Below are 18,550 nucleotides of genomic sequence, written 5' to 3'. Positions count from 1 at the left end.
AATAAACAGGACAATGAATTTACAATACAACCCTCAATACCCGGCAATAGAAGATCTAAAAAAGAAGGCCCAAAAAAGGATTCCCGGCTTTGCCTTTGAATACCTTATTGGCGGTTGTAACGAAGAGGTAAACCTGCGCCGCAATCGCTCCGAGGTCCAGGAAGTCCAGCTGAAGCCGCAATACCTTACCAAACATCATGGTTCTGATATGCAGACCGAGCTGTTTGGACATACCTACAGCGCTCCGTTCGGCATCGCACCGGTAGGGCTTCAGGGGTTGATGTGGCCCAATGCCGCGGCCATTTTGGCGAAAGCCGCCTTTGACCACAATATTCCCTTTATTTTGAGTACGGTATCCACTTCCAGCATTGAAGAAATTGCTGAAATAACCGAAGGCAGGGCCTGGTTTCAGTTGTATCACCCGGCAAAAAATGAATTGCGCGATGATATCATTAATCGGGCCGAAGCTGCCGGTTGTCCGGTATTGGTGGCCTTGTCGGATGTACCCACCTTTGGGTATCGGCCCAAAGATATCCGCAATGGGCTGGCTATGCCTCCTAAAATGACTTTGCGAAACATCATGCAAATCATGGGGCACCCCCAATGGGCAATTCAGACCCTGATCCACGGGCAGCCCGGTTTTCAGACCATGAAAAAATACATGCCCAAGGGACTGGACCTCAAACAACTGGGCAAATACATGGACCAAACTTTTTCAGGCAGGATGGATGAAGACAAACTCGGCGCCATTCGCGATAGGTGGAAAGGCAAACTGGTGCTCAAAGGAGTGGTGAGCGAAGAAGATACCGAAAAATGCATCCGGCTGGGCCTTGACGGCATCATTGTTTCCAACCACGGAGGGCGTCAGCTCGATGCGGGAGAATCCACCATCAAACCTCTGGCCCACCTGGCCTCAAAATACGGGGATAAAATCAAGGTGATGATGGACAGCGGCCTGCGTTCCGGTCCGGATATCGCCAGGGCCATGGCCAGCGGCGCGGCTTTTACCTTTATGGGCAGGACGCCCATGTACGGCGTTTGTGCTCTGGGGAATGAGGGCGGCGACCATACCATTTCCATCCTGAAAATCCAGCTGCAACAGGTGATGGAACAGATCTGCTGCCATAAAGTGCAGGATTTTCCGGCCCATTTGATTCGGCCTTGATATCATGGAAATCCTTTATTGACGAGTCTAAGTATCGGTTTTGTTGAATTCAATCCTTTTCTGCTGGTCACTTTCATGCCTTGAACAGCAATGCTGTTGAGCACCTCGCTTATGAGGTCGGGGGGGACACATAAAGTTCAATCTTGTTCTTTCAAAAATTTAGGCGCAGCGACGGTCTTTGGACCTTTAGATGGGGCTCATGTTACCATTGGGGGAGCTGCTTCCAAGGGAAATGTTTTTGAAAATGTATACTATGGCTGCGAGATTGATGACCTTTCGAATTGCACACTTGAAATTTCTCACAACCAGATTTCCGATGTAAGAGTTTCAGGCATGGCAGTTACACAAGGGTATCTTTATGGCTTCATTAATGAATATCCTTCAGAGGTTTCACAATTAATGATCCGACACAACATCATTCAAAGCCGGGAGCATGCACATGGGGTAGACCTAATCGATTATAGCTCTAATGATGGTGGGGCTAAATTGATGAATCTCAATTTTATGTTGAATGAAATTCAAGTTAGTGGAGACGCTGAGGGGATTTACTGCCTTGGAATAAAAGATGCTTTTTTCAACTCAAATAAAGTATACGGTTCCGCCTTGTTTGGAACCTCCCTGGAAAACGCTGCCGGATGTAATATAGTCAATAACAATTATGAAGGGTTCGTTCCCGCTTATGCAGATATCATTTTGACAGGTTCCACAATGAACAATAAGGTCGTCTGTGGCCGTTATGAATCTGATGTCTGGGACTTCGGAACAGACAATGATGTGGTTTGTCCGGGATTTGATTTCAGGAGTGACGCAAGTAACACAGCACAAAACATGGAAACATTAACCGAACGTCGGGCTAATACCCAATTCCCCTGGTTAATTAAAAAATAAAGTGTTCGAAAAGTAATCGTTTGGGCTGCCCTGGTCATTCGGGGTGGCCCATTTTTTTAAGTGTAAATTGCTGACACTACTTTAACGCAAAAAGCCCCCTCACTGAAGTGAGAAGGCTTTTTATTGTCTTGAGGTCGGGAACGGATTCGAACCGCCGTACGAGCTTTTGCAGAGCTCTGCCTAGCCACTCGGCCACCCGACCCTGAGTTGAATTCAAGGTTTATTTTCAATAAAAAATCGACCCGGAATCCAAAAGCGAACGCAAATATACATGTTTTTTTAATTCTGTGAAGGATTTTGAAGGTAAAACAGAAAAAAATTTGGCAGGGCTTGATACTACGATGTTTTGATGGTACGATACTAAGATCCTACGATGCTGAGATTCATTTAACAAATGGGAGCAAACACCCCAATCCTGAAAATCTTCAAATCCTGAGCATCCTGATCCTGATAATGTAAGATGGAATCCATTCCATTGGCAAACAAGCTTGTCTTTATTCAAAAAATGGACTACCTTGAATATTCAGGGATCGAAATGAGGGGCCTGCAGGGAAGAAAATCATCCTGATGGCTGAATCTGGCAAATGCCTTTTTGAATAATTGCTAAAATGAAAAACCTCGGTAAAGACAATTTTTCCCACCTCTGGCAGCACTACATCAATGAGCCGGATAAAATTATTTGGGTGGGCGGCCCACAGAAACGAACAGACAAGTCGGCTCTGGACAGAGGGTTCCTGCATTATTTTGTGCATTTTCCTCTCGAGGTTTTCTCCTATTTACTCGTATTGGGGATCCTGGCTTTTTTGCTGTATTTATACCCGTTGAATGAATATTGGGGTATAAAATCGGGCGTATTAATTTTAGGGGTCGCTTTGATGTTCATTCCAAATTACCTCAACGATCTTTCGCGCCAGCAGACAAAATATATGATTACCAGGGATAGCATTTTGTTCCGACTGGTAAAAAACCGTTGGAGCAAAGCCCGTGTGTACCGCATACCTTTTGATAATATTGCAAAAATTTCCTACGAGCAATACGATGATGAAAGCGGTGTCCTTCATTTTTTTGTAAAAGAAAAAGTGAATTTCAAAACCGAAGAATTTGTTTCAGGCAGATCACGCTATCACCCTACCTTTGAATCTATTGCCGATGTTATCTCGGTGTACCATTTGGCCAACAAGGCCAAAGCCAGTTATAAAGCCCCGGAGAATAGTAACAATAGTATCTCTCCAATTGAGCAGAACGAAAGGCAATTTTCCTTTTCCGGCAGGCAGGTATTAATTTACATGCAAACCCTGGTGGCCATAATTTTTTCTCTGTACATACTGGATTTTTATTTTTTACCCGAACGGTCGACTGTTGACCAGGTGGTGGACTGGAGTACCCACGGGCATTGGTATAAATCCCGGGTAAGTGAGGATGGGGCCGGTTACCTGACCAAAAAGGGATTCCGTTTTGGCACCTCCGATTTTGCTTTTCACCGAAAACAAAATGTCGATATAAAATTGACTTACAGCCTGATTTTCCGGTCTGTAAAGGATGTGTCGGCCGAAGGGAAAAGTTATAAGGACAGATTGTTGTCTGATCTCAACGGACTGTCGGGCTTTTTTCATTTTATCACCTTTTTTGTCATCCTCGGCAGTCGGGTACTCCTGGATTTCACCCCCAGGCCAAAAGCTGAATTCCTCATGAAAGTTGCCATCTCGAATATGTTCTTTCTGGGCATCAGTGGATATATGTGGTATTTATACGGTTGATTGGTTACTAAGTAAATTGCTTGAAAAAAATGAATAAATTTCCCTTTAGATATTTTTAGTAACCTAAAATTAAGGGATAATCAAAAGGACTGATGAACAAAACTGAAGCAGTAAAATACTATTCACCATTAGAGGAAAAAATAAACATCCTTTCACATGGGTTAGGCGGCATATTGGGCGTGGTAGCCCTGATCTTATTAGTCATGCGCGCCAACGAATTGGGAGGGTTTTGGCCGATGTTCAGTTTTTGTATTTTTGGCCTCAGCCTGGTCATTTTGTATGCCGCCTCCACCATTTATCATAGCGCCCAAGCTCCGATTTTGAGAAGCCGCCTGAGGGTGTTTGACCACGCGGCCATTTATGTACTCATTGCCGGAACTTATACTCCTTTTACATTGGTTACCCTAGAAGGGCCCACAGGGTGGGCCATTTTTTATACCGCCTGGGGAATTGCCCTGGCTGGCATCATTCTAAAACTATTCTTTACCGGCCGATTCAGTGTACTTTCGACGATCATGTACGTATTTATGGGCTGGATCATCGTATTTGCCATAAAACCCTTGATCAATAATTTGCCTTCAGAAGGGCTGACTTGGCTCATGGAAGGAGGCGCGGCTTATACATTAGGGGCTATTCTCTACAGTATCAAAAAGATACCATTCAATCACGCCATTTTTCATATATTCGTGCTGATCGGAAGTTTTTGCCATTTTATGGCGGTGTATTTTTATGTGGTGCCGGTTTGAAATGAAAAACTAAAGAAAGTCATCAAAAAATGGGAAAATATTTTACTGCAATAGTCTGGTCCGTTTTGATTTTTGGTTCATTGGGTTGCAATGATTCGGGCCGAAATGAAACCGAAAATGAATCAAGGCCCAACATCATCTTCATCATGGCCGATGATCATGCCAACAAGGCCATTAGCTGCTACGACGGCTCCCTCAATCAAACGCCAAACATAGACCGGCTTGCCGCCGAAGGCATGCGTTTTAACAATAGCTTTTGCACCAATGCCATCTGTGGCCCGAGCCGGGCAGTGATGCTTACGGGGAAGTACAGCCACATCAATGGACACATCGACAACCAGGTGGCTTTTGACGGCAGTCAGCAAACTTTTCCTAAATTGTTGCAAAAAGCAGGCTACCAGACCGCCATGATCGGCAAATGGCATTTAAAAAGCGATCCGACGGGTTTCGATTACTGGAATATTTTGCCGGGACAAGGCGATTATTACAATCCCGATTTTATTGAAAACGGAACCCGAAAACGCATTACAGGATACGTGACGGATATTACCACGGATATTGCCGTGGAATGGCTCGGGAGTCGCGACAAAAAGAAACCTTTTTGCATGTTGTTGCACCACAAAGCACCGCACCGCAACTGGATGCCGCCGCCTGAATATTTGAATAAATATGACGATGTGCAATTCCCATTGCCTGAAACTTTTTTCGATGATTATGAAACGCGGGGCGCCGCAGCCAGGGAGCAGGAAATGGGCATTGACGCAAATTTCATGATGGGGTATGATCTGAAAGTGCCTCAGCTTTCTTACCAATCAAAAGCCGAAGGAAGTCAGAAAGCCGATAGTCTTGCCTGGCAATTGATTTACAACAGAATGAACAGTGAACAACAGGCCGCCTGGGATAAAGCTTACCGGCAAAAAAACGATGCGATCATCACTGCGGAACTCGAAGGAGAAGATATGGCCCGGTGGAAATACCAGCGTTACCTTCAGGATTATTTGGCTTGTATTGCCTCCCTGGATGATAATATTGGGCGATTAATGGATTATCTTGAAGACCAGGGGCTTTCAGAAAACACCATCATAGTATATACTTCAGACCAGGGGTTTTACCTGGGGGAACACGGTTGGTTTGATAAACGATTTATGTATGAAGAATCCTTAAGGATGCCGCTCATCGTTAGATATCCCAAAGAAATAAAACCCACAGTGAATGATAAGGATATGGTGATGAACCTCGATTTTGCACCTACCTTTCTCGATTACGCCGGCGTGGATATTCCCGGGGATATGCAGGGCGAATCCTTGCGAAAAGTGCTGGCATCCCAAACTCCATCTGACTGGCGGGAGGCCATTTATTACAGGTATTATGAATACCCGGCTATCCATGCGGTGAAAAGACATTACGGTATCCGGACCAACCGATACAAACTTATTCATTTTTATTACGATGTGGATGAATGGGAATTGTATGACCTGGAAAAGGATCCGCATGAAATCAACAACCTCTATAACGATGCAGCCTATGCGGGACTGATTAAGGAATTGAAAATGAAACTCGACGAATTGCAAAAGCAATACAAGGATACCGAAGGCGACCTGTTTTTGCCACAGCCCGATATCGAAATAGATCACCTGGCCAAAGGCGCTCCGGTTATACTTACCTTTCCCTTTAACCAAAAATATTCCGGAGGAGGCCCCAACGGGCTCACCAATGGCATTCGCGCCAACGACAAAGGGTTTCTGTACAGTGCCTATGATGCCTGGCAGGGATTTGAAGGGGTAAATATGGAGGCCGTTGTGGATTTGGGCATGTCCAAAAGAGTCAGTGAAATTTCCTGTGGGTTCCTTCAAAAAAACGGCGACTGGATTTTTCTGCCCAAGACGGTTACTTTTTATACCTCTGCAGACGGGAAGCATTTTACCAAACTTAAAGAAATAAAAAGTCCGAAACTGGAAAAGGCAGCGATGAATAAAAGAGAGGAATTCAGCGTGTCAGTCAAGGCCCAGGATGCCAGGTTCGTCAAGGTCGTTGCCGAAAACATTGGACAATGCCCGGAATGGCATCCCGGCGCCGGAGGCAAGGCCTGGATTTTTGCGGATGAAATTGTTGTGAAATAAAATTCAAGGACATGAAGAAAAATAGAATCAGCGGGTTTGCTCGTGTGAGTAAGGTGTTAATGGTTATGGCCATCATTATGGCTGCCTTTTCCCAATGCGCGGAAAAAGAGCCAAAACTGCCCAACATTGTCCTCATTTTTATCGACGACATGGGATATGCCGATGTAGGCGTTTATGGAGCCCAAGGATATGAAACGCCCAATCTGGATCAGTTGGCTTCCGAAGGCATGCGGTTTACGGATTTTTACGCCTCCACAGCGGTGTGCAGTGCTTCCCGAAGTTCACTCCTGACGGGCTGTTATGCGGAACGGGTCGGCATTGCAGGCGCCCTGAATCCCAATGCCAAAATAGGCTTGAACCCCAATGAAGAGACCATTGCAGAATTGCTCAAAAAGAAAGATTATGCCACGGCCATTTTCGGCAAATGGCACCTGGGGCATGATTCCATTTTCCTGCCGCTGACCCAGGGCTTTGACGAATACCTCGGTCTGCCTTATTCCAATGACATGTGGCCGGTAGGCTTTGACGGGGTGCCCAACGGCAAAAAAAGATATCCGCCGCTTCCGTTGATTGACGGCTTTAAAAAAATAGCAGAGATCGGCACCCTGGAGGACCAGGCCACCCTGACCACCCGCTATACGGAAAGAGCGGTTGATTTTATTAAAAAGAACAAAAAGAATCCTTTCTTTTTGTACCTGCCGCATTCCATGGTACATGTTCCCATTGCGGTTTCCGAAAAATTTAAGGGAAAGAGCAAACAAGGGCTTTTTGGCGATGTGGTGATGGAGGTCGACTGGTCGGTGGGCCAGGTTTTGCAAGCCCTGAAGGATTCCGGGGTCGAGGACAATACCCTCGTCATTTTTACCAGCGACAATGGTCCCTGGCTCAATTTTGGCAACCACGCCGGCAGCGCACTGCCCCTCCGCGAAGGCAAAGGCACTATGTGGGAAGGCGGCCCCCGCGTGCCTTGCATCATGAAGTGGCCGGGGCATATAACAGAAGGGACCGTTTGTGAAAAAATGGCTTCTGCCATTGACATTCTGCCCACCCTTTCGGCTATTACAGAAACCCCCTTGTCTGGCAACAAGATCGACGGGGTGAATATTTTACCGCTGATGGAAGGGCAGGCAGAGGCCAATCCCCGCAACACTTTTTTTTATTACTACGATAAAGGATTGTGTGGGGTCCGGGAAGGCGACTGGAAACTTGTTTTCCCGCATGTGTACAGGTCTTACGAGGGCGTGGAACCCGGCAGGGATGGTTTTCCGGGACCCTATTCACGCGGAGAATGCGGCCTCGAATTGTATAACCTGAAAACGGATATCAGCGAAAAGGATAATGTAGCCGATCAGCATCCCGACATCGTGGAACGGTTGCAGGTTTTAGGCGAACAGGCGCGGGTGACCCTGGGCGATGCTTTCACCAAAAGGAAAGGAAGTGAGGTGCGTGAACCCGGAAGACTGGGTGCCAAATCCGAAATCTTTATCAGACACAAGGCCCTGAACAAAACGGTGCAATTGAAAGATCCGCCCAATGAAAACTATCCCGGAAACGGAAGTCGTTCCCTGACGGACGGCGTTTTGGGCAGCTACGATTTTAAAGACGGCCGGTGGCTGGGATATTGGGGCAATGATTTTGAGGCCGTGATCGACCTGGGGAAGGAGGAAATGGTAAAAATGGTCAGCGCTAATTTCCTGGAGGAACAGGGGTCATGGATATTCGCACCGACACAGGTAACCGTTCTTATTTCCGGTGACGGTAAAAAATTTAAGGCCGTGGAGACCTTTGAATACCCTGTTGCAGAGCGTTATGAAACCCTGTCCAGAAATATAAATTTGAGGGTAGGTCAAATAACAAGATTCATAAAAGTACAGGCCCAAAACGTCGGAAAATGTCCGGAATGGCACGATGGAGCCGGAGGCGATGCGTGGCTGTTTATCGATGAAATTATGGTGGAATGAAGGGTGCTGACGGAATCAAGTTAAATAAAGCATATATGGATACCTTTCCAGCGTTGAAATTGGGAGTTTCCTTGTGCTTTGCCGGTGCACCGTTTTTAAAATATTAAAAAATTCCCTATTCTTGCATAACCTTTCAAATCCATTGACTTTTATGGACAAGAGTTAGGCACTCCATCATTGCTCCCAAACCGGTTTAATTGATTTTGCATCAACCCCTATAAAAAATCTGAATATTGAGACTCAGGGTCTTTCTTTATGAGGTTTTTTGGTTCGGTTTTTTGTTCCTTGGTTTGTCCCCCGTATTCCCCTTACACGGACAAGCTTCGGAATATCTGGCCAACCTTACCCGCTACAATGTAGAGGATGGCTTGCTGCACCGGGAAGTGAATGCCATTACCGAAGACTGTGACGGGTTTATCTGGCTGGCCACCAACCAGGGTTTGAACAGGTTCGATGGCCATCAGTTCAAAAAATGGACACAGGAAGCGAATGGTTTGCTCACCAATCACATCGGCCAGCTGATCGAAGATGCTCAGGGTTACCTTTGGCTGATCCCTTTCGAATACAAAGAGGGGGGCGATTTTTCCTTATTGAATCACCATACCGGGGCGATCACCACCCTGGAAAAGAAATATGGAGAGGTTTTGCCCTTTCCTGTCGAAAATGTCAGTTTCAGGATACTGACAACCAGGTCCGGAGAGGTGATCTTTGGAAGCCAGAAAGATGGATTCCTGGTGAGGGTCGATACCAATGGGCTCATGCACCATTATGAATTACCTTTTAAATCATTGGAGCCGGGAGGGGTAACAAAAGAAAATGAAATTTGGGCCGTAGCGGATAAAAACAAACTGGTCAAACTGGACCTGGAAGGCAAGATATTGTCACAAGTAACTTATGACAGGGGAACTATAGACACCAAATACTTATTCCTGGATGCGGCTTCCATGCCCTATTTCAGAGGTGGGGGGAATTATTATTTCGGACTGGATAAACAGGGGCAACTTCAACGGTTGGTGGCTGGTATGTTTCCTGTCAGAAGCACTTGGGAACGCCAGATCAGCGGCATCGTTCCCTTTGATTTTGATAAAAACACCAACTGGATATTTTCCCAGGATCTGGCAGATAATGCCTCCTCCGATGGCGTTGTGTTGCTCAACCATGATAATGAGATACTGTTCAGCCTTTTGGAAAGCTTCCCTGAACTGGAACAGTTAGGGGTCCGGTGTATGTATGTCGATAGCGGAAAGCGGACCTGGATAGGGGGCAATTTTGGCGTGTCCGTGCTTGATGTGCATCCCAATAATTTCAGGACATACCTGACTTCCAGAAAAGAGTTCGATGCCAGTGCGAACCTGAGTTGCAGAGGACTCCTCAAAGAAGATAACTACCTGTACGTCACCCTGGAGTCCATGGGATTTTATCAGGTGGATCTGGAAACAGGAAAGCCCAAGTTGTTATTGCAAAAAAAATCTCTCACGAATAATGGTTGGTATTTTGACCTGGTTAAAGGACCGGAAGGCAAATTATGGATAGGAAGTCTGAACACTATATATACCTTCGATCCGGTATCGGGCGCAACGGAAACACTTGATTTCAACAAAGGAAAACCCTCCACTGTGGCATGGGAACTTTATTTTGATCAAAACCAGCGCCTGTGGGTGGGCACCGAAAAAGGTTTTTGGATACTGGAAAAAGGACAAAAAAATTTCCGCAGGTTTGACCAATTGAATCAATTCACCGAACTCGATGATAGCCATATCCTTTTTATCCATCCCAATGACAAGGGAAATTTACTGGCATGCAGCAATAAAGGTATTTTTGAAATAGATCCCGACAAGGGGGTCATTGACCGTTATTGGACGGAAGGGGACACCCAACACCATTTGCCCCACGACAATATCCAGCATTTTTACCAGGACGAGCAAGGCATTTACTGGCTGTCGACTGGAGGATCGGGACTGATCCGATGGGACAAAAGGAAGGGCTTTACCCGGGTTTTTGACAAGTCCGCCGGACTGTCCAATGAAGTCATTTATGCGGCTTACCCTGACCAATACGGCAATCTTTGGCTGTCTTCCGATTACGGTATCATCCGTTTCAATAAAGAAAATTTCAGCTCTGTAGCTTTTGTTTCCGCCGACGGCACCTCTCACCATGAATTCAACCGCATATCTCACTTTCAGGATAAAAAGGGTGAAATTTTCTTTGGAAGCCTGACGGGTATCACAGAGGTGGATCCTGCCAATTTCATGTCGGGCCAGTTCAATGTGGAACTCCCGCTGATTGTCACGGATTTTCAGCGTTTTGAAGGTAAAACGGACCGGCTACAGAACAGAATGCATGATTTGCTGGAAACCAACCAGATCGTTCTAAGGCCCAGCGACCGGTTTTTCAGGATCGATTTTGCGCTGCTGAATTTCATGAACATGGAAAGGGTCAATTATGCCTACAAACTTGAAGGGATAGATAAAGACTGGGTTTATCAGAAAGAAAATTATATCCGGTTTTCGGGGCTTCCCTATGGACGCCATGTCCTCCATATCAAAGGGCAGATGCCAAATGGGCAATGGTCCAGGAATGAACTTAAAATACTCGTTGTGGTGCCCAAACCTTTCTACCTCAGGGGATGGTTTTTGACCTTGATGGCAGCTATTTTAGTGGTGCTCGGATCCCTGGTCTATTTTTGGCAGACGCGCCAGCTCAAGGAGCGGCAGCTAAAGCTCGAAGCGACCGTAAGAGAACGAACGATCCAGATCAGGAAAGACAAACAGACCATCGAACAGCAGGCAGAGGAACTCCGGCAACTGGATCAGTTCAAATCACGCTTTTTTGCCAATGTTTCCCATGAGTTGAGAACACCCCTTACCCTGATGCTAGGCCCGATAGGGTCTGTACTCAAGAGCGGGCAAATGGATGAAAGGAACCGCCGGTTCCTAAAAACCGCTCAACGGAACGGAAAAAACCTCCTCAACCTGGTGAGTGAAATCCTCGATCTTTCCAAGCTGGAATCGGGTGACCTTACCGTTAATGAAGAACCAGTGAAAATGTCACCCTTGATAAAAAGGCTGAATGCCCAATATGAATCCTATGCAGAGCAGAGAGGTATTAAGGTCACCCTGAAATATCACGCAGATGAACAACTTGAATTATTGATCGACGCCAATAAATTCGAAAAAATATTCAACAACCTGTTGTCCAATGCGTTGAAATTTACCGGGGAAGGGGGGCGCATTGAAGTCGTTTTTGAAGACAAATTCGAGACCATTGAACTCAGTGTTTTTGATACGGGATCGGGTATCCATCCGGATGACCTGCCCCATGTGTTCAACCGTTTTTACCAATCTAGGCAGCCCGATGCTCCTGTCCAGGGCGGAACGGGCATAGGCCTTGCATTATGCCTCGAACTGGCACACATTCAGGGTGGTGACCTTAAGGTGGAGAGTGAGTTCAAGGTCGGAACGATGTTTACGCTTGAATTGCCCAGGAAACAGGTGGAAACCAATACTCTTTGGGCACCTGAACCAGATCTTGTGGAATTCATTTTCGCAGAGCCGTGGCCTGATGAGATCATGTCTTTGCCCGGGGAAGGCAAGAAGCCTACCTTACTGATCGTGGAGGATAATGTAGAACTAAGGGATTATATCAAACAGGTACTCAGCCTGAATTATGCCATTGAAACGGCTTCGAACGGATCCGAAGCACTTGAAAAGCTCAACCGGGAAGGAGTCGCCGGAAAAACAGACCTGATCATTTCAGATGTTATGATGCCGGTGATGGATGGTTTTGAATTACTCGAAAAACTCAAATCCAATGACCTGCTGAGCGGCATTCCGGTGGTGATGCTGACGGCCCGTGCGGCGCTTCATGATAAATTAAAGGCTCTCCGCATAGGTGTGGATGACTACATGTTAAAACCCTTCGAGGAAGAAGAATTGCTGGCCAGGGTGGGTAATCTGATCAAAAATTACCGCGAACGCGAAAAAACACAACTTGAGGCCCCCGAGCAAGAAAAGTACACAGGCATTTCCGGTGAAGATCGTTCCTGGCTGGAAGGCCTCGAAGCGTACACTCAAAAAAATGCCGGTCATTTCAACCTCACCGCAGAGATGATGGCCGATGAAATGGCACTTAGCCGTACGCAGTTATTCCGTAAAATAAAACAACTCACCGGGTTGACGCCCACCCAATACGTACAGGAAGTCCGTTTCAGCCAGGCGCGTACCCTACTTGAAAATCGAACCTATTCCACGGTGAAATCAGTCGCCTACGAGGTCGGATACAAACAAGTGAAACACTTCTCCCAACAATTCAAAAAACGTTTCGGTAAGTCCCCTTCAGACTATTTGAAGTAGTACTCATCCAATATCCGTAATAACCGAATTCATTCGGTTAAATGTTATCCTTTACAAGTCTTTCTGAATTCATTCGGCTGTATAGCCTCTTTGGTACGTTCATGTACCCATTTGGGTACCCTCATGTACTAGATTGAGGGTAGATTTGCCTTTAAGACAAATGATTTCCGGTTTTAAAGTAATCGACTTGATGTCATAAATTTTATTATCTATCAAAAATCTTTTTAAAATGAAAGAACTGAAACAATCAACTTTTTTCTGTTTAATGTTATTATTTACCTTTTCAAACTGTAAGGATGAAAAACCCATCCCAACGGACTGTACGGATGTGCATTGGGCATATACAGGGGAAGAAGGCCCTGATCATTGGGTAGATTTGTGTACCGGGTATTCGGCTTGTGATGGAATCAGCCAGTCTCCCGTTGATTTGACAGGAGCTGTTGAGGACAATTCTCTTACTGGAGTTTCCTTGAATTATGGTACGACTCCTGTTGAAATTGAAAATAACGGGCACACTATTGAATTTGTTTGTGAGGCTGGAAGCAAGGTTACCTTGAACGGGACGGAATATGAATTATTGCAGTTCCATTACCACGGGTTGAGTGAACACGAGGTGGCTGGTCAGCATTATCCGCTGGAAGTCCATTTTGTAAATAAAGCTTCTGATGATAATTACGCGGTTATCGGCATTTTTATTGAGGAAGGAGCTGAAAACGAATTATTTACCCAGTTTCTCGAACATTTCCCACACGAGGAAGGATCTTATGCAGATCATGCAACGGAAATAGACCTTGCCGGATTGTTACCGGATAATCTCAGTTATTATAATTACAATGGTTCTTTGACCACGCCCCCCTGCTCCGAAGTGGTAAATTGGTATGTATTGAAAAATAAGATCACGGCTTCTGCGGCTCAAATTGCCGAGTTTCAGGGCATTTTGCATAATAATTACAGGCCGGTTAGAAACCTGGAGGGAAGATCAATCCTGGTTCATAACGAATAAATTCCTTCTCCCGGAAATTTCAAATGTCTGTATCCAACTTTTTCTTCTGCCGTCCGAAGACGATGGGCATTCGGGTTCTGAATTGCTGACTTAAAATCTGCATCCCATTGTCTTCTGACGTTAGAGAAATACTGAATCGGGTCACTCTGATATTTTGTTTATTCCAATGGTCCGAATAAGTAGGGGCGGCTTGACATAGGATCACTTAATCCCCAGTTTCAACAGTTCTTCCCGCAAAAAGGGATCTGCCTTTTCGAGGGGATAGCGCTCAAATAAGGTGTATTCCAGAAAAGTATTGTCTTCGGTTTGTTTTTTATAATAAACCAGGCCAATGGATTTGGCATAATATTCTACTCCTGAGAAGGGAGGTTCCGTAAACCCGTCTGCCTCGCTGCCATATTCAACCAGCTCCTTTACGTCAAATTTCACACAATCGTACATGACATTATTGAATACGATGGTAGAATCGGTCTCATAATGCCGGTTTTTGATGAGGGTGGCAGAACTGCCCGTTCCATCAGGAATGTCGAATTTTACTTTATACAAAAAAATGCCGCCGTCTTCCACCACATTGTAAGGGAATACGTTGCCAGCGATCACTTCCCCTGGTATCTGTGCCATTTTTCCGGTTGAATCGGGCATGCTGATGGAAACTTCACTCAGCAAAACGCCCGTTTTGATGAATTCCTCTTTGACGATTTGCCGCGGAATGAAATCAGCCTCCGCATAAACGCCGTTCAGGAATTTCTGTCTTCCTTCTCTCGTGGAGTAATAATACCAGTAAATCGTAGGCATGGGAATATCTCCTATGGAATGGTATTCGTAAACCATACCCTCCTCCAGTTTCGTCAGGGGAAAGTAATAGTCTTTGATATTGATGCGCTCCTCACAGGATGAAAGGACAGTGAACAATGCGCCAAAAAGGAATAATTTTCTTAAAAAAGCCATTTTATATGCCATTAATTAGATAAAAAACGTTCTGTTATGTCATTTTGTCACGAAATCTGTTTTGGAACAGATTGTGCGGAGTGTGTATTTGTTGTACCTTAAAAGGTAATTTTAGCAAGCGCAAATATACCATATAGGTTCGTTATTTAAGATTTTGTTGGTTGATAAAGAAATAAACAAACCATTGAATTGCACGATAACCGATCTTATAATCTTATCTTTGCGCCTGTTCCATCTGATGCCCTCATCAGGGTATTGTAATAACTGAAATGTCAATTATGTTAAAAGGATTTGGAGATTCACTGAAAAAAGTATTTGGTACGAAATACGATCGGGACATTAAAAAAATGACTCCTATTGTTGAGCAAACCAATGAATTTTTTGAATCATATAAAGCGTTGAGCAATGATGAATTGCGGCAAAAGACGCATGAATTTAGAAAACGAATTACTGATTACCTTATAGATATCGACGCGGAGATCGTTGAAATCAAGCAACGAGCCGCCGACGAAGAGGATTTTGCAGTAAAAGAGGAATTGTTTGATGAGGTGGATAAGCTTGTGGAAGAGCGTGACAAAATGCTCGAAGAGGTTTTGATGCAAATCCTGCCTGAAGCCTTTGCAGTGGTGAAAGAAACGGCGCGTCGTTTTACGGAAAATGAAACATTGGTGGTCACCACTACCGATTTTGACCGTGAGCTGGCCGCGAAATCCGCAAAAACGTATATTTCGATCAACGGCGATAAAGCCACCTGGAAGAATACCTGGATGGCTGCAGGAGGAGAAGTGACCTGGAATATGATACACTACGATGTGCAGCTCATAGGGGGTATTGTTTTGCACGAAGGTAAAATTGCAGAGATGCAGACCGGTGAAGGTAAAACCCTGGTGGCCACGCTGCCTTCTTACCTCAACGGACTATCAGGACAAGGCGTTCACCTCATCACCGTCAATGATTACCTGGCACGAAGGGATAGCGAATGGGTCGGACCAATCATGGAATTTTTGTTCCTGACCGTTGATTGTATCGATAAATATACCCCTCACTCAGAAGAGCGAAAAGCAGCCTATAACTGTGATATCACCTACGGAACCAATAACGAATTTGGTTTTGATTACCTCAGGGATAATATGGTGCGCTCGCAGGAAGAAAAAGTGCAGCGCAAACACCACTACGCGATGGTGGATGAGGTTGACTCCGTGTTGATCGATGATGCGAGAACACCGCTGATCATTTCAGGTCCCGTTCCCAAGGGTAGTGAGGAACAGGAATACCTCGAGCTCAAAATTCATGTCGAGAAACTACTGGCCGCACAAAGAAAATTGGCAACAGAATCTCTGGCCGAAGCAAAAAGATTATTTAGAGAAGGCGCCACGGGCAACCAGGAGGGAGAAGCAGGGATGGCTCTCTTACGCGCCTACCGTGCTCTTCCTAAATACAGACCGCTCATCAAATTTTTGAGCGAAGAGGGGGTTAAGGTCATGCTCCAGAAAGCAGAGAATCATTACATGCAGGAGAATTCCAAAAATATGCACCTGGTCGATGAACCCCTCTATTTTGTGATCGATGAAAAGAACAGGAGCGTAGAATTGGCCGAACTCGGTGTGGAGTATCTGTCTAAAGGAAATTCAGATCCCGGGTTCTTCGTTATGCCGGATATCGCGACCGAAATGATGCAGATCGATAACAGGAAGGATTTGACAGAAAAAGAAAAGGCAGATGCCAAAAATGAAGTTGCCCAGGATTTTGCGATCAAATCGCGTCGTCTCCACTCCATAAGCCAGCTGCTGAAAGCCTACTCCATGTTCGAGCGCGACCAGGAATACATCGTGATCAATGGAGAGGTGAAGATTGTAGATGAATCTACCGGTCGTATGATGGAGGGCCGTCGTTATTCTGACGGTTTGCACCAGGCACTGGAAGCCAAGGAAAACGTCAAGGTAGGGGACATTACCCAAACCTATGCTACGGTGACCCTTCAGAACTACTTCAGAATGTTCCATAAGCTGGCAGGTATGACCGGTACGGCGGAAACGGAAGCCGGGGAATTTTGGGAAATCTACAAACTTGATGTAGTGGTTATTCCTACCAACAGACCTGTCGTTCGTGATGACCGGGAAGATTTGGTTTTCAAAACCGAAAAAGAAAAATTTAATGCCGTAATTGACGAGATCGTCAAGATGACTGAGGCCGGCCGCCCGTCACTGGTGGGTACCACTTCGGTAGATATTTCCGAAAAATTGAGCCGAATGCTCAATATGAAAGGCATCAGTCACAATGTTTTAAATGCGAAACAACACCAGCGGGAGGCAGAAGTCGTTGCGGAAGCCGGACGCCCGGGAAAAGTGACCATCGCCACCAATATGGCCGGGCGTGGTACGGATATCAAACTTTCCAGGGAAGTAATAGACGCCGGTGGTTTGGCCATCATTGGTACAGAACGCCACGATTCACGCCGGGTAGACAGGCAGCTTCGCGGTCGTGCCGGTCGTCAGGGAGATGCCGGTAGTTCCCAGTTCTTTGTTTCCCTCGAAGACAACCTGATGCGTTTGTTCCAGTCAGATCGTATTGCCGGTTTGATGGACCGTATGGGGCACTCAGAAGGAGATGTGATTCAACACAAGATGGTCTCACGTTCCATCGAACGGGCGCAGAAAAAAGTCGAAGAAAATAACTTCGGAATCCGTAAAAGATTGCTGGAGTACGATGATGTGATGAACATTCAGCGTGAGGCCATTTACAAAAAAAGGAGGATGGCGCTTTCGGGAGAGCGACTTTCCGTGGAATTGCATCATATGTTCGAGGGCATGGCCAAAAATATGGTATTGGAACATAAACAAATAGGCGATTTTAATACGTTCCGCCAGGATGTTTTGGGTAAACTGGGACTCGATCCCCAGATTGAAGCCGCATTTTTTAACGAGGCAAGCCCGGAAGAAGTCAGTGAATTGTTCTTTAGCCAGTTTTTGGAATTTTACGAAAGTAAATTTAAGAACATGTCGGAAATGCTCTTGCCGGAAATCAGGAGAGTGTACGAAAATGAAGGAGACCGTTATAAGCGTATTTTAATTCCTTTCAGCGACGGGAGACCCGGGCAGATGCCTATTGCCGCTGAAATTGAAGAAGCGGTAAAATCCAATGGTAAATCTATTCCTACGGATATTGAAAAGGTGGTCACCCTGGCGGTAATCGATGAAAAATGGAAGGGCCACCTCCGCTCCATGGACGAATTGAAGGAGTCTTCACAGGCGGCTTCTTTTGAGCAAAAGGATCCGTTGGTGATCTATAAAATGGAAGCTTTTAATCTTTTTGAACAACTCATTCATGAGATCAATGAAGAGGTTACCGGCTTCCTGGCTAAAGGAAGGCTGGATCTTCCCCAGGGAGATCAGCACCTCCGGGAGGCCCGTCGTCAACGGACCGATATGAGCAATACAAAAACGAGCCGTTCCAGCGACGAAGAAATGGCCAGAAAAGCTGCAGAGGCGGTGAGCCGGCCAAGTTCCAAGCCAGAAACCATCCGCAGACATGATCCGAAAGTAGGCAGAAATGACCCTTGTCCTTGTGGAAGCGGTAAGAAATTTAAACAGTGCCACGGCCGAGGCTAGTA

10 protein-coding genes and 1 tRNA gene are annotated in these 18,550 nt (G+C 45.7%); 9 read left to right on the top strand and 2 right to left on the bottom strand.

The window, feature by feature from the left end; genetic code table 11:
• Positions 1–13: 13 nt before the first annotated feature.
• Positions 14–1,165 (top strand): alpha-hydroxy-acid oxidizing protein, encoded by a 1,152-nt coding sequence (locus H6571_13100; protein MCB9324669.1) that lies wholly within the window; start codon positions 14–16, stop codon positions 1,163–1,165.
• A gap of 96 nt (positions 1,166–1,261) precedes the next feature.
• The gene (locus H6571_13095) at positions 1,262–2,053 is read left to right on the top strand and encodes a hypothetical protein (GenBank protein ID MCB9324668.1); all 792 of its coding nucleotides are present in this window, start codon (positions 1,262–1,264) and stop codon (positions 2,051–2,053) included.
• Positions 2,054–2,184: 131 nt separating this feature from the next.
• Here H6571_13095 and H6571_13090 read toward each other — a convergent pair.
• Positions 2,185–2,255: transfer RNA gene (locus tag H6571_13090), tRNA-Cys, on the bottom strand.
• Positions 2,256–2,661: 406 nt separating this feature from the next.
• Here H6571_13090 and H6571_13085 point away from each other — a divergent pair.
• From H6571_13085 to H6571_13060, 6 genes are all read left to right on the top strand, one after another.
• Positions 2,662–3,810: a hypothetical protein gene (locus tag H6571_13085; protein ID MCB9324667.1), complete on the top strand. Its 1,149-nt coding sequence runs from the start codon at positions 2,662–2,664 to the stop codon at positions 3,808–3,810.
• Positions 3,811–3,902: 92 nt separating this feature from the next.
• On the top strand, positions 3,903–4,556 hold the full coding sequence (locus H6571_13080) for a hemolysin III family protein (GenBank protein ID MCB9324666.1): 654 nt from the start codon (positions 3,903–3,905) through the stop codon (positions 4,554–4,556).
• Between the two features lie 29 nt (positions 4,557–4,585).
• On the top strand, positions 4,586–6,676 hold the full coding sequence (locus H6571_13075; GenBank protein MCB9324665.1) for a sulfatase: 2,091 nt from the start codon (positions 4,586–4,588) through the stop codon (positions 6,674–6,676).
• 59 nt (positions 6,677–6,735) lie between these two features.
• On the top strand, positions 6,736–8,637 hold the full coding sequence (locus tag H6571_13070) for a sulfatase (protein MCB9324664.1): 1,902 nt from the start codon (positions 6,736–6,738) through the stop codon (positions 8,635–8,637).
• Positions 8,638–8,870: 233 nt separating this feature from the next.
• Positions 8,871–12,989 carry a response regulator gene (locus H6571_13065; GenBank protein ID MCB9324663.1) on the top strand — a complete coding sequence of 1,373 codons (4,119 nt, stop codon included), beginning with the start codon at positions 8,871–8,873 and terminating at the stop codon, positions 12,987–12,989.
• Between the two features lie 229 nt (positions 12,990–13,218).
• Positions 13,219–13,992: a carbonic anhydrase family protein gene (locus H6571_13060; protein ID MCB9324662.1), complete on the top strand. Its 774-nt coding sequence runs from the start codon at positions 13,219–13,221 to the stop codon at positions 13,990–13,992.
• Positions 13,993–14,193: 201 nt separating this feature from the next.
• On the opposite strand, the gene H6571_13055 is transcribed toward H6571_13060, so the two are convergent.
• Positions 14,194–14,940: a hypothetical protein gene (locus H6571_13055; protein ID MCB9324661.1), complete on the bottom strand. Its 747-nt coding sequence runs from the start codon at positions 14,938–14,940 to the stop codon at positions 14,194–14,196.
• A 278-nt stretch (positions 14,941–15,218) separates the two neighbouring features.
• On the opposite strand from H6571_13055, the gene secA reads away from it, so the two are divergent.
• Positions 15,219–18,548, top strand: a complete 3,330-nt coding sequence (gene secA / locus H6571_13050; GenBank protein ID MCB9324660.1) for a preprotein translocase subunit SecA — start codon at positions 15,219–15,221, stop codon at positions 18,546–18,548.
• The last annotated feature ends 2 nt before the right edge of the window (positions 18,549–18,550 follow it).

The organism is Lewinellaceae bacterium, from assembly GCA_020636105.1.
GTDB lineage: Bacteria > Bacteroidota > Bacteroidia > Chitinophagales > Saprospiraceae > BCD1.
This window is presented reverse-complemented; position numbering and strand designations above follow the sequence as displayed.